This is a genomic window from Marinobacter sp. (genome assembly GCF_046484525.1).
GTDB lineage: Bacteria > Pseudomonadota > Gammaproteobacteria > Pseudomonadales > Oleiphilaceae > Marinobacter.
In genome coordinates, this window is the sequence record NZ_JAWOIS010000069.1 from 25367 (window position 1) to 37806 (window position 12440).

Annotated in this window: 13 protein-coding genes; 6 read left to right on the plus strand and 7 right to left on the minus strand. The window is 60.8% G+C overall.

What is annotated here, in order from left to right; translation table 11 throughout:
- Nucleotides 1–8: 8 nt before the first annotated feature.
- Entirely contained in the window at nucleotides 9–2072 is a 2064-nt protein-coding gene (locus R6W86_RS14815; RefSeq protein ID WP_410330132.1) for a TRAP transporter large permease subunit, read from the plus strand.
- Nucleotides 2073–2175: 103 nt separating this feature from the next.
- Here the strand turns inward: R6W86_RS14815 and R6W86_RS14820 are convergent, their stop codons facing one another.
- The 5 genes from R6W86_RS14820 to R6W86_RS14840 all read right to left on the minus strand — a co-directional run bounded on the left by R6W86_RS14820 (nucleotide 2176) and on the right by R6W86_RS14840 (nucleotide 6364).
- Nucleotides 2176–3762, minus strand: a complete 1587-nt coding sequence (locus R6W86_RS14820; RefSeq protein ID WP_410330133.1) for a phosphoenolpyruvate carboxykinase — start codon at nucleotides 3760–3762, stop codon at nucleotides 2176–2178.
- 123 nt (nucleotides 3763–3885) lie between these two features.
- Nucleotides 3886–4740, minus strand: a complete 855-nt coding sequence (gene hslO / locus R6W86_RS14825; protein WP_410330134.1) for an Hsp33 family molecular chaperone HslO — start codon at nucleotides 4738–4740, stop codon at nucleotides 3886–3888.
- Nucleotides 4741–4808: 68 nt separating this feature from the next.
- Nucleotides 4809–5216, minus strand: coding sequence for a ribosome-associated heat shock protein Hsp15 (gene hslR, locus R6W86_RS14830; protein ID WP_410330135.1), 408 nt, complete (start codon nucleotides 5214–5216; stop codon nucleotides 4809–4811).
- A 41-nt stretch (nucleotides 5217–5257) separates the two neighbouring features.
- Nucleotides 5258–5947 (minus strand): GMP/IMP nucleotidase, encoded by a 690-nt coding sequence (gene yrfG, locus R6W86_RS14835; protein WP_410330136.1) that lies wholly within the window; start codon nucleotides 5945–5947, stop codon nucleotides 5258–5260.
- Between the two features lie 84 nt (nucleotides 5948–6031).
- A complete protein-coding gene (locus R6W86_RS14840; RefSeq protein WP_410330137.1) occupies nucleotides 6032–6364 on the minus strand; it encodes a hypothetical protein in 333 nt (110 codons plus the stop codon).
- A gap of 184 nt (nucleotides 6365–6548) precedes the next feature.
- Here R6W86_RS14840 and R6W86_RS14845 point away from each other — a divergent pair, with 184 nt between their 5' ends.
- A complete protein-coding gene (locus tag R6W86_RS14845) occupies nucleotides 6549–6719 on the plus strand; it encodes a hypothetical protein (RefSeq protein WP_410330138.1) in 171 nt (56 codons plus the stop codon).
- Between the two features lie 91 nt (nucleotides 6720–6810).
- Here the strand turns inward: R6W86_RS14845 and mutM are convergent, their stop codons facing one another.
- On the minus strand, nucleotides 6811–7623 hold the full coding sequence (gene mutM / locus R6W86_RS14850) for a bifunctional DNA-formamidopyrimidine glycosylase/DNA-(apurinic or apyrimidinic site) lyase (protein WP_410330139.1): 813 nt from the start codon (nucleotides 7621–7623) through the stop codon (nucleotides 6811–6813).
- A gap of 219 nt (nucleotides 7624–7842) precedes the next feature.
- On the opposite strand from mutM, the gene R6W86_RS14855 reads away from it, so the two are divergent.
- Nucleotides 7843–9021, plus strand: a complete 1179-nt coding sequence (locus R6W86_RS14855) for a fatty acid desaturase (RefSeq protein WP_410330140.1) — start codon at nucleotides 7843–7845, stop codon at nucleotides 9019–9021.
- 51 nt (nucleotides 9022–9072) lie between these two features.
- Here the strand turns inward: R6W86_RS14855 and rsmD are convergent, their stop codons facing one another.
- On the minus strand, nucleotides 9073–9705 hold the full coding sequence (rsmD, locus tag R6W86_RS14860; protein ID WP_410330141.1) for a 16S rRNA (guanine(966)-N(2))-methyltransferase RsmD: 633 nt from the start codon (nucleotides 9703–9705) through the stop codon (nucleotides 9073–9075).
- Nucleotides 9706–9865: 160 nt separating this feature from the next.
- Here rsmD and ftsY point away from each other — a divergent pair, with 160 nt between their 5' ends.
- From ftsY to R6W86_RS14875, 3 genes are all read left to right on the plus strand, one after another.
- Entirely contained in the window at nucleotides 9866–11032 is a 1167-nt protein-coding gene (gene ftsY / locus R6W86_RS14865; RefSeq protein WP_410330142.1) for a signal recognition particle-docking protein FtsY, read from the plus strand.
- Nucleotides 11033–11063: 31 nt separating this feature from the next.
- Nucleotides 11064–11765 (plus strand): cell division ATP-binding protein FtsE, encoded by a 702-nt coding sequence (gene ftsE, locus R6W86_RS14870; RefSeq protein WP_410330143.1) that lies wholly within the window; start codon nucleotides 11064–11066, stop codon nucleotides 11763–11765.
- A partial coding sequence (locus tag R6W86_RS14875) for a cell division protein FtsX (protein WP_410330144.1) occupies nucleotides 11755–12440 on the plus strand: 686 nt, incomplete at its 3' end. The genes ftsE and R6W86_RS14875, both read left to right, overlap by 11 nt.

Below are 12440 nucleotides of genomic sequence, written 5' to 3' on the forward strand. Positions count from 1 at the left end.
AGGTAGTTATGACCAAGGCTGGTTTTCGTCGTACCGGACTGGAGTGGTTTTCGTCGCTGCCGGCCTGCTTGCTGCTGCTGGCGGTGGTGTTGTTCTCCACCAGTAGCGACATCCACAATCAGATGTTGCAGACCGGTGAGCAGCTGTGGAGTGGTTATTACAAGCTGAGGATGGACCCGGTGGCACCGGAGTGCGATCCGGACCGGGATATCGAGGCTGCCGTTGCGGCCGAGATGGCCCAGGAGCTGGACAGCGACGACCCGATGGCTGCGTTGCTCGGTGCGGAAGAGAAAGATCCGGACGAGGTACGCCTGTCGATCCAACGGTCGGTCGCGGATTGCAGGGCCGCCCACCAGAATTATCAGAACCTGAAGGATAATCTGACACCGGGGGTCAAGGTGTATCGGGCGGTGGAGCTGTTTGTGGCCGATGTCATCGCCATCGGACTGGAATCGCAGCGTTACATCCTGGTGATTCTGGTCATGCTGTGCGCGGTGACCGCTACCCTGACCCGCCATCACATTGCTATGCGGGCCATGGAGACCCGTCTGGACTACACCGTTTCCCACACCCTGCAAACTGTTGCCAATGCCATGTTGCTGGGTTCCAGCGTGATCTTCCGCCAGTCCAGCCTTGGCTCGGAGACTTCGGTTTCCGGTGAGGAACTGTTGCTACACAACCTGTGGATTGCCGGCTTTGCCTGCCTGACCCTGACCAGTCTCTACCGCCTGTTCCGGATGCCGGCCGATCTCCAGGATGGCGGCAGCCTGAGAAAGGCGTTCCTGGCGGTGCCGCTCTACACCGTGATGTGCCTGATCTCCGGTACCTATTTCGCCCTGATCGGCCACTCCTCCGGGATTGGCATCTACCTGGGGAAAATGATGGAGCTGGCGGACATGTTCCTGAATGTCGGGCTGTATGTCTGGGTGGGCATGATGCTCAAACAGACCCGCCTGGCTACCCTGGTCTTCAACGTGTTCCGGCCCTGGCGTATGCCGCCGGAAATGCTGGCGGTGGTGGCTGTCCTGGTGGCGGCTGTGCCAACCGCCTATACCGGTGCCTCGGGGATCTTTGTGATCGCCGCCGGCGCGGTGATCTACAGCGAACTTCGTGCCGCCGGCGCCCGGCGGCAACTGGCCCTGGCCGCGACCGCCATGTCCGGCTCCCTCGGGGTGGTGCTGAGGCCGTGTCTGCTGGTCGTGGTAATCGCCTATTTGAACCGGGAAGTCACCACCGATGAGCTGTTCGGCTGGGGTATCTGGGTGTTCGTGCTCACCGCTGCGATGTTCACGCTGGTGGCGCTGTCGGTCAACCGCCAGAACCGGTTTGATCTCGCGCCCTCGTCAGTGGCGTTCCCGGCCATGATCCAGGCACTGAAGCCACTGATTCCCTATGTTCTGGTGATTGCGGTGGTGGTTCTGTTCTACCGATTTGCTTTGGATGTGACCATGGACGAGTTCTCGGCACCCCGGCTGTTGCCGGTGATCATGCTTGCCATCCTGCTGTATGAGCATGTCAGTCTCAAAAACTGGAAGGGCAGGGCATCCGGAGAGATTAACCACCAGGGCCTGGAGTGCAGTGTCCGGGGCGCCACCAACGACACCACGGCAGAAATTGGCGCGCTGCTTTTGTTGCTGGGGCTCTCGGTCAGCATCGGCGGTGTGATCGAGCGCTCCCATATCATGCAGAGCTTCCCCCAGGCCTTCGACAGCGCCTGGTCTGCGATGCTGCTGATGGTGGTGATACTGGTCATCCTGGGAATGATCATGGATGCCTTCGGGGCCGTCATTCTCGTGACCGCCACCGCAGCCAGTATTGCCTATGCCAGCGGTATTCATCCTGTCCATTTCTGGATGGTGACCCTGGTAGCCTTCGAACTCGGCTACCTGAGTCCGCCGGTCGCCCTCAACCATTTGCTGACCCGGCAGGTGGTGGGCGAGGCGGAAGTCACGGCAGCCCAGCAGGAAACCGGTACCTTCTACCAGCGCCACGAGCGGATCATCCTGCCGCTGATTGCCATGGGCATATCCCTGCTGCTGGTATCGTTCGTGCCCCTGTTGTTTTACGCCTGATCCGGCAACAAGAAAAGCGCCGTGCATCTGCAGGGCGCTTTTCTTGGGCGGAAGACCGGGGTCAGATGAAGGCTTTCATCTGACCCCATTTTCACCATGAAACTCAGTTCACCTTCGGGCCGGCTTCCATAATGGATTCGGCCACGTCGAATTTCTTGAAGTTCTCCACGAACTGCGAAATCAGTTCCTGGGCCTTGCCATCATAGTAGTCCGGGCTGACCCAAGTCTGGCGCGGATTCAGCAGTTCCGTGTCGACCCCAGGAACGTGCTTGGGAATGTCCAGGTTCAGGGCATCCAGGTGCTCGGTTTCCACGTCGTCCAGGTCGCCGTTCTGGATTGCGGCGATGATGGCGCGGGTGGTCGGGATGCTGAAACGGCTGCCTTCGCCGTAGGGACCGCCGGTCCAACCGGTGTTGACCAGGAACACCTTGCTGCCGAACTCGTCCATCCGCTTCATCAGCAGCTCGGCGTAGATCCCGGCCGGGCGCGGGAAGAACGGTGCGCCAAAGCAGGTGGAGAAGGTGGACTTGAGTTTGGAAGAGGAGCCCATCTCGGTGGAGCCCACCAAGGCGGTGTAGCCGCTCAGGAAGTGGTAGGCCGCCGCTTCACGGTTCAGGATGGACACGGGCGGCAGTACGCCGGTCATGTCGCAGGTCAGGAACACGATGTGGGACGGCTCGCCGGCACGGTTCTCGATCACGCGCTTCTCGACGTGCTCCAGCGGGTAGGCGCAACGGGAGTTTTCGGTGAGGGAAACGTCGGTGTAATCCGGTACGCGGGTGTCCTCGTCGATCACCACGTTTTCAACGATGGCCCCGAAACGGATGGCATCCCAGATGATTGGCTCGTTCTTCTGGCTCAGGTCGATGCACTTGGCGTAGCAACCGCCCTCAATATTGAACACGGTACCCGTTCCCCAGCCATGCTCGTCGTCGCCGATCAGGTAACGGTGCGGATCGGCGGACAGGGTGGTTTTGCCGGTGCCGGACAGACCGAAGAACAGGCAGGTCTCGCCGGTTTCGCTGACGTTGGCGGAGCAATGCATCGGCAGGACGTCCTTCTCCGGCAGCAGGAAGTTCTGCACAGAGAACATCGCTTTCTTCATTTCGCCGGCATAGTGCATGCCAGCCAGAAGCACTTTGCGCTTGGCAAAGTTGATGATCACACAGCCATTGGAGTTGGTGCCGTCGCGCTCGGGCACACATTCGAAGTTGGCGGCGTTGAGGATCTGCCATTCCTGCTTGTCGGTCTGGTTGTAGCTGTCCGGGCGGATAAACAGGTTTTGGCCGAACAGGTTCTGCCAGGCACTTTCGGTGACCATCTTCACGGGCAGGTAATGCTCGGGGTCGGAGCCGACGTGCACGTGGGCAACGAACTGGTCCTTTTCTGCGATGTAGGCTTCAACGCGATCCCACAGGGCATCGAATTTGTCAGCGTCGAACGGACGGTTGATCGGTCCCCACTGGATATCGTCAGCGGTGCTGGGCTCCTCGACGATGTAGCGGTCCATAGGAGACCGGCCCGTACGATCACCGGTTTTGACCACCAGTGAACCGTTACAAGCCAGCTGGCCTTCGTTACGTGCCAATGCCAGCTCGACCAGTCGTGCTGTACTCAGATCAGTATAAGTGTTGCTCACTTCGACCTCGCCCTCGGAATGTCTTCGTGATTGCCCAGGCCGCCCCCCCAAAATTGACGGAAATCTGAGCAATCGGGTCAATTCAGGCGCGCTATTATGCCAGAGGCGCCGGTAAAAAACGACTGCCCTGGAAGCCGCGCCAGCTGGGGCTTCCGGGCAGGTATAAGTTTTTGTTTAGTGTAACGTATGACCGGTAAAAAGGTGATCAATGTCATTTCTATCGAAACGATAGTGAGAATGACAAAACTGGCAATCCATCTCGATGGAGCCCTGCTCATCCAGGATGCTGTAACACTCTTCCTTGCCAATCGCCTCGAGGGCATCAAGGGTCCGCTCCCGCGAGCAGCTGCAGCGGAACGCGACCGGCTCAGCGTCAAACAGGCGCACCGTCTCCTCGTGGAACAGACGGTGCAGCAGGGTTTCGCTGTCCAGCTCGAGAAGCTCGTCGGCCTCGACGGTGCGGGCCAGATGATTAACCCGCTCCCAGAGCTGGTCGTCCGCCTCGGTGTGGCCGGGCAGGCGCTGAAGCATCAGGCCGGCGGCGCCATTCTCGTCGGCAAACAGGAACAGGCTGGTGGCAAGTTGCTCGGACCGCTCGAAGTACTCTTCCAGGCACCCGGAAAGGCTGTTTTCTTCCCGGGGCACAACGCCCTGGTAGCGCTGGCCCGTTGCCGGGGTGATGGTGATGGCCATGCGTCCCTTGCCCAGCAGCGCCTCGAAATCCATTTCACGGATGGAGTGCTCGTCAAATCGGGCCAGACCACGGATATAGCGGTCGTGACTGCACTCGGCCATGAGGGTGCTGATCGGGCCGTCGCCCTGGGCCTGCAGTGACAGGGTGCCCTCGAATTTCAGGGAAGAGCTCATCAGTACGCTGGCAACGAGCGATTCCCCGAGTAGCTCTCGCACGGAATCCGGATAGGGCGCCTGGCTGCCAATTTCTCGAAAGCTCTCACCCAGCTGGGCCCAGGCACCCCGGACCTGGCTGTGCTCGAAGATAAAGCGTTGGAATTGGTCACGGGATGCCATGGTCTGTCTCCTGGAGATTGAATACTGGAATCGGGGTATAGGGTTGGTGGGTCCCGCCGGAGCGGGACTCAGATACCGTGCTGTTCGCGGAAGCGCCGGATATCCCGACGGTCCTTCTTGTTGGGCCGGCGCGCGGGAGGTAGCTGGGCCGTCTGCATGGTTTTCCGCTGCCAGGCGAGTTCCTCGCGCCGTTTCACGCTGTCTTCGGTTTCGTGATAGAGCTTCTGGGCCTCGGGCGCGCCCCGGCGGCGGTCACTGATGTCATCAATGATCACTACCTTTTCCTGCCAACCCAGGCGCAGGGTCACCTTGGCGCCGGCTTCCACGATCTTGCCGGGCTTGCTGCGTTGGCTGTTGTAGTGAACCTTGCCGCCCTCGATGGCTTCCTTGGCCAGGGAGCGCGTCTTGTAGAATCGGGCAGCCCAGAGCCATTTGTCGAGTCGTACCTTCAGATCGTCAGCGTTGGTCGCCGTCATGTCTCCTCACCTGATGAGCATATGGTCGAATTATAACCGGCTCACCGGTCGGATGGCAGGGGTTGGCGTTGCCGAAGTGCCGGCAGGATTTCATCGAAATGGTGGATGCTAGGAATTACCGGATGCCGATCCCGCGCCGGTTGGCGGCTGTCGGGGGCCAGGATGGCCAGACATTGGCCGATGCCGGCGGTCCGGGCGCTTTCGAGTACCGGGAAGCTATCGTCCACCATCAGGGTGTTTGGAGCGGTGTAAGAAGTCACTGACTTCAGATCCTGCCAGAACCGGGGGTCCTCCTTGGGTTTTCCCAGGTCGTGGCTGGAGACAATGCTGTCTACGTGGCGATCAAGCCCGGTGCGCTCCAGCTTCAGAGCCAGCGGATCGGGGTGGCAGTTGGTCACGATCACCGAATGCAGCCCGGCAGATTTGATGGCTTCGAGAAATTCCGTGACGTGTGGACGGTAACCGATACGGTCACCCACTTCCGCCTTGAGTCCGGTAATATCAACGGACAGTTTCTTGCTCCAGTAATCGGTGCAGTACCAGTTCAGGGAGCCCCGCTCGGCCATGATCATTGGAATCAGGGTGTCCTTGGCCTGCTGCGGGTGCAGATCGAACTGCTCGGCATAGCGCCGGGGCAGGTGCTCAAGCCAGAAGTGATTGTCGAAGTGCAGGTCGAGCAGGGTTCCGTCCATATCGAGGAACACTGTCTCAACGCGAGACCAATCCACCATAAACAAAACAGCCTGAAGAGATTTTCTTCAGGCTGCCGGAGAACACCGGCCGTGACAAGCCGGAAAAGTACGGATTTGTGTGAATCAGTTGCCTGTCTGTTCCACCGTTTCCGGTTTCTTGCTGGTGCGGGTGCAGCCCAGACAGCGTACGAAGGTGGCCTTGGCAGGGCCAACCACCAGGACTTCACCGGCCTCTCCAGCGTTTCCACCGAGGGCGGAGAATGGCAGGGACACCAGGTAAACCGCGCTGCCGATGATGGTAGTGGCCAGCAGGGCAGGGCGAACAAAGAGCGCGTCTCCGGTCATGGCCAGGGCAGACGGTGTCTCATCGACGGCCTGGGCATGGCCAACGGATGAGAAAGCCATCAGGCAGGCTGCCAGGGTGGCCATGAGTGTGCGGGAAATCTTGCGGGTCATTGTACTGTCTCCTGAACTTTGTCGGCCCTGTTGATGCTCGGTTTTGGCAATATCGGCACGAGTGTCGGACATCTAAAGGACGACCCTATTGTAGACCGTGAGCATTAATCCTCTGTTAACTATGAATCATATTTGCGCATTTTCAAACGATTTTTCGTTGTAAAATGTGCGCTTTGAGACACTAGTGTCCCGTCTGGTTAATTCGCTGACCTACTGCGTGGCGCTGGGGCCCCTGGCCAAGGCGCCAGTGCGCAGGTGTGGTGGTTCCACATCAAGTGCTGGCAACACCGGTCAGGGGCCCCAGCGCCGCGCCCTTCGGGAGCCACTGAGAGCCTTGATAGCTGCGTTGCTCTGACTCGATTTGGAACCACCACACCTTCGCCATCGCGCCTTGCTCTCAAGGCTCTCAGTGGCTCAGTAGGTCAGCGAATTAACCAGACGGGACACTAGCGCTGGCATTTCGGGCAATAGACGGTGGAGCGGTTGTTCATCCGGATCTCCTTGAGGGTGGCGGCGCATTCCTTGCACGCCTCGCCACCGCGACCGTAAACCAGCAGGGACTGGGCGAAATAGCCTGGTTTTCCGTCACTGTTCACAAAGTCCCGCAGGGTCGTGCCACCCATCAGGATGGCGGCACTGAGGGTTTCCCGGATGGCTTCGGCGAGCCGGTGGTAGCGGTCCAGGCTGATGCGGCCGGCTTTGCGTTTCGGGTGGATGCCGGCCTTGAACAGGGCCTCATTGGCGTAGATGTTGCCCACACCCACCACCACGTGGTTGTCCATGATGAAGGACTTCACCGGCGTCTGCCTGCCCCGGGACAGCCGGAACAGCAGCGGGCCGTTGAATTCCGGCGACAGCGGCTCCGGGCCCAGATTCGCGATCAAAGGATGGCTGGAAGCGGTTTCGGTCCAGAGCCAACAGCCGAAGCGTCGGGGATCGTTGAAACGCAGGATCGCACCGGAGGCCAGGGCCAGATCAATATGATCATGGCTTTGGGGCGGGGCGTTGTCGGTGATGACCCGTAGGCTGCCGGACATACCCAGATGCACAATCACCGTGCCGCCATCGAGGTTGATAAAGAGGTACTTGGCGCGTCGGTCCACGCTGCGGATTACCTGGCCGGTCAGGCGCTCGGCCAGGTCCTCGGGAACCGGCCAGCGCAGCCTGCCATTGCGAACGGTGACGCCGATGATGGTCTGGCCTTCGCAATGCGGCGCAATGCCCTGGCGGGTGGTTTCAACTTCGGGTAATTCGGGCACGCAGGGCGATCTCCGATGGTCTGCAACGGACATGGTTTCCAACCAGGGCAGACCAGTGTAATCAGTAACAAATTTTCGGCCAAATTCGGTTGTTGCAGCGAACAGCTGTACGCTAAAGTTGTGGTGTTGGTTTGTTTCCCCTTCGAGTGTTTGCGAAATACCCTGATGTATCGCCCGCCGAACGGCTGCAAGCCGCGGATCTGATTTTGAGGAAATACTATGTGGTTCAACGGTCTTTTTGACCTCTCGGTGCCGCAACTGATCCTGGTTGCCCTGGCCCTGACGCACGTCACCATCGTGAGTGTGACGCTTTATCTACACCGCCATTCCGCCCATAACTCGCTGGACCTGCATCCGGCACTGGCGCACTTTTTCCGGTTCTGGCTGTGGCTGACCACCGCCCAGAATACCAAGGAGTGGACGGCGATCCATCGCAAGCATCACGCCAAGTGTGAAACCGAGGAAGACCCCCACAGCCCGGTGGTCCTGGGCATCCGGAAAGTACTCCTTGAGGGCGCAGAGCTCTACGCCGAGGCGGCAACCCCGGAGACCCTGCAACGCTATGGCCAGCGTACGCCGGAAGACTGGGTCGAACGCAAGCTCTATACCCCGCATAAGCATTGGGGCATCATCCTCATGGCCGCGCTCAACCTGATGCTTTTCGGAGTGCACGGCATCTGGATCTGGGCGTTACAGATGCTCTGGATCCCGGTCTGGGCGGCTGGCGTCGTCAATGGCATTGGCCACTACCTGGGCTATCGCAACTTCGAGTGCGCCGATAATGCCCGTAACATCTCGCCGATCGGCATCCTGATCGGCGGCGAGGAATTGCACAACAATCACCACACTTACCCGAACTCATCCAAACTGTCCCGGCGCTGGTACGAGGTGGATATTGGCTGGGGGTACATTCGCCTTTTCCAGCTGTTCGGCCTGGCCAGGCCCAAGGGTTACCGTCCTATTGCCCATTACGTACCGGGCAAGCAGGACGTGGATGTGGAGACCGTGCAGGCCATTGCCAACAACCGGTTCGACATCATGCGCCAGTACCGCAAGCGGGTGATGGAGCCGGTCCTGCGCCAGCAGAAGGCGCTGATGGATGACGAAATCCGCCCGCGCTACCGTAAGGTCAAGCGCCTGCTTTCGCGGGAAGCCATGCTGATCCAGCCCCGGGAGAAAGAGCACCTGGAAACGGTGCTGGAGCGGCACGAGATCCTCAGGCAGATTTACGAGAAGAGCCACGAACTCCAGGCTCTTTGGCGCCAGCGCGGGCTCAAGCCCCAGGAAAAACTGCAGGCGCTCATGGACTGGTGCAAGGAGGCGGAAGCCAGTGGCATCCGCTACCTGGAAGATTTTGCCGCCCACCTGCGGGCTTACTCACTGCGGCCTGCCAGCTGAGCACAGAGTTGAACATGGGGGTCAGATGAAAGCGTTCATCTGACCCCATTTTCACTCCCCGTCCCCTGGCACTCGAAACAGGCAATAGGTCACCTGCCCCGCTGTCTTCTGCCGATGCAGATGCCAACCTCCCGGCACTGACGGCGTTGCCCGCTCACTCTCGTACTCAACATACACCCATCCTCCGGGTTTCACCCACTGCTGTGACGCCAGCAGAGGAAACAGCCGTTCCAGCCAGCCCTGCCGGAAGGGGGGGTCCATGAACACAATGTCGAAGGGGGGGCGCTGACGGTGTGCCAGGTAGGTTTCCACGTCCTGGCAGATGACTTCGCCCTTATCCGATTTCAGCAAACGCAGGTTATCCCGCAGGGCCCGGGCGAGTGCCGGGGTGTGATCCACCAGGGTCGTGGCACCCGCTCCCCGTGAGAGGGCTTCAAGGCCGAGAGCGCCGGAACCGGCGAAGAGATCCAGGCAGTCCGCGCCCGCAAGGTGATAGTTCAGCCAGTTGAACAGGGTTTCCCGGGTGCGGGTCGGTGTGGGCCGCACGCCGCCGGCATCGGGGAAGCGGAGTTTCCTGCTGCGCCAGTCACCGCCGATGATGCGTAGCTCGCCACTACTGCTTTGAGCGTCGGGTTTTCGGGGTTGTGGGCCGGGTTTGCGACGGGCTGTTCTGCGCTGGGCCATGGGGTGCTCCGGGGGCTGGGCAAGGTGTATCGGTGCGCCGTAATGGTACCGGAAAGCCGCTCCCCTGTGGATAAGCCGGCGGCCCCTCACTTAAACCAAGCAGTCTGCTAGAATGTTGGCTTTGTTTTCGCCCGCCCATTTCCAGACAGATGGTAGAACTATGACGGCAGAGTGGATTTCAATCGGCCTTTTGGCCCTCCTGGTGCTCTTCTTTGTGGTGGACATCGCCGGTAACCGCAAACGGGTACCCCGGCCGAAGCCTGTTCCCCAGCGCAAGCCGGAGGTAGCCAGGGGGCCGGCCCCGGCCGAAGAGCCCGAGGCGAAGGAAGCCGCTGCCGAGGCACCTGCGGAAGAGAAACCGATGGAAGCGCCCGCTCCGGAGGCGGCGCCCGAGCCGGAACCGGAGCCCCAGGTCAGCGTGTTTGAGCGGGTCAGGCAGGGCCTGGGTAAGACCCGCGCCAGCCTGACCGGTGGCCTTGCTGACCTGTTCTCGGTCGGCAAGAAGATTGACGAGGATCTTCTCGAGGAAATCGAGACTACGCTGCTGATGGCTGACGTCGGTGTGACCGCCACCTCCGAAATCATCGATTCGCTGACCGACAAACTCGAGCGCAACCAGCTCAAAGACGGTGAGGCGCTGCGCAAGGCATTGCGGGATGAGTTGCATGGCCTGCTGAAGGATGTCACCAAGCCCTTGGAGATCGATGCGGGCAAGAAGCCCTATGTGATTCTCATGGTCGGTGTGAATGGCGTGGGCAAAACCACCACCATCGGCAAGCTCACCAAGAAATTCCAGGCCGATGGCAAGTCGGTCATGCTGGCGGCGGGCGATACCTTCCGGGCGGCGGCTGTCGAGCAGCTGCAGGTCTGGGGCGAGCGCAATAACGTGCCGGTTGTGGCCCAGGAAACAGGCTCCGACAGCGCCTCGGTGATCTTCGATGCGATCCAGTCCGCCCAGTCCCGCGGCACGGAGGTGGTTATTGCCGATACCGCCGGTCGTCTCCAGAACAAAGAAAACCTGATGAACGAACTGGCCAAGGTCGTTCGGGTCATGAAGAAGCTGGACGAATCCGCGCCCCACGAAGTGATGCTGGTGCTGGATGCCGGCACCGGTCAGAATGCCCTCAGCCAGGCCCAGGTGTTCCAGCAGGCGGTGGGTGTGTCCGGCATTACCCTGACGAAACTGGACGGCACCGCAAAAGGCGGTATCGTATTCGCCATTGCCCGTCAGCTGCAGCTGCCGATCCGTTTTATCGGTGTGGGCGAGCAGGCCGAAGACCTGCGCAGTTTCGATGCCGAGACCTTTGTCGACGCGCTGTTTGACTAAGGCCGCGTCCCAGCCGGAGCAGTAGTCACCGATGATCGAGTTTCGCCAGGTCACCAAACGCTATGACAGCGACCACACGGCGCTGGCGCATGTCAATTTCAGCCTGAACCGGGGCGAGCTGGCGTTCCTGACCGGCCACTCCGGGGCTGGCAAAAGCACCCTGCTCAAGCTGATCATGGTGATGGAGCGGCCCACTGCCGGTGAGGTGGTGGTTGGTGGTCAGCTCCTCAACCGCCTGCCCCGCCGGCAGATTCCCTACATCCGCCGCCATATCGGCGTGGTGTTCCAGAACCACCAGTTGTTGTTCGATCGTACCGTCTTCGACAATGTGGCCATGCCTCTTGAGGTGATGGGCGCGTCCCCCCGGGATATCGGCCGCCGCGTGCGGGCGGCGCTGGACAAGGTCGGCCTGCTCAACAAGGAAAAGATGAATCCGATGCAGCTGTCCGGCGGTGAACAGCAACGGGTCGGCATTGCCCGGGCGGTGGTGAACAAACCTCCGGTGCTGCTGGCGGATGAGCCCACCGGTAACCTGGATCCGGAGCTTTCCGCCGATATCATGAATCTGTTTACCCGGTTCAGCCAGGTGGGCGTGACCGTGCTGATCGCGACCCACGACATCGGCCTGGTGAATGAAATGGACCGCCGGACCCTCACGCTTGACCACGGCCGCCTGATTGCCGGCGGCAGCTCGCCCCTGCAGGGGGCTGCGGGAGGTGTCAGTGGCCACTGACCCGCGCCGGAAAGCAGATCCAGCCCGTGGGGCCAACACGGGGCGTTCCCCCTGGAAGGAGCAGGCCCGGAGTTACTTCGATCACCACCGGAAGGTGGCCAGGGCCAGTGCGCGCCGGTTGTGGAAGACGCCGGTGGGGACCGGGATGACGTGGACGGTCATGGGGGTCGCCCTGGCGCTGCCGGTAGCACTGTTGCTGTTACTGACCAGTCTGCAGGGCGTGAGTGCCGGCTGGGAGAGCAGCGCCCGGGTAACCGCGTATCTCCAGCTGGACGTGCCGCTCGAGGACGCCCGGGCCCTGGTGGATGAGATCCGCACCGACAGCCGCATTTCAGGCATTGAACTGGTGGACCGGGAGCAGGCGCTGGCGGAATTCCGCGCCAATTCTGGCCTGGAAGATGCACTGGATTACCTTGAAGAAAACCCCCTTCCGCACACCCTGCTGATCACTCCGGAGGAGCGCAGCCGCTCGGCCACCGGAGTGGAGGTGCTGGTTACTTATGTCCGGGGCCTGGAGGGGGTTGAGCGCGTCCAGGTTGACCTGGGCTGGTTGCAACGGCTCAATGCCATGACGGACCTGCTCGCCCGGGCGGTCTGGGCGTTGGCGATCCTGCTGGCAGCGGCAGTCATCCTGGTCATCGGTAATACGGTGAGGCTGGCGATCGAGAGCCGCCG

Excerpts from the sequence above, each read along its gene's own strand:
- R6W86_RS14815 (WP_410330132.1), top strand. The coding sequence starts at position 9 with ATGACCAAGGCTGGTTTTCGTCGTACCGGACTGGAGTGGTTTTCGTCG.
- hslO (WP_410330134.1), bottom strand. The coding sequence starts at position 4,740 with ATGGCATCCCGTGACCAATTCCAACGCTTTATCTTCGAGCACAGCCAG.
- hslR (WP_410330135.1), bottom strand. The coding sequence starts at position 5,216 with ATGACGGCGACCAACGCTGACGATCTGAAGGTACGACTCGACAAATGG.
- yrfG (WP_410330136.1), bottom strand. The coding sequence starts at position 5,947 with ATGGTGGATTGGTCTCGCGTTGAGACAGTGTTCCTCGATATGGACGGA.
- R6W86_RS14840 (WP_410330137.1), bottom strand. The coding sequence starts at position 6,364 with ATGACCCGCAAGATTTCCCGCACACTCATGGCCACCCTGGCAGCCTGC.
- R6W86_RS14855 (WP_410330140.1), top strand. The coding sequence starts at position 7,843 with ATGTGGTTCAACGGTCTTTTTGACCTCTCGGTGCCGCAACTGATCCTG.
- rsmD (WP_410330141.1), bottom strand. The coding sequence starts at position 9,705 with ATGGCCCAGCGCAGAACAGCCCGTCGCAAACCCGGCCCACAACCCCGA.
- ftsY (WP_410330142.1), top strand. The coding sequence starts at position 9,866 with ATGACGGCAGAGTGGATTTCAATCGGCCTTTTGGCCCTCCTGGTGCTC.
- ftsE (WP_410330143.1), top strand. The coding sequence starts at position 11,064 with ATGATCGAGTTTCGCCAGGTCACCAAACGCTATGACAGCGACCACACG.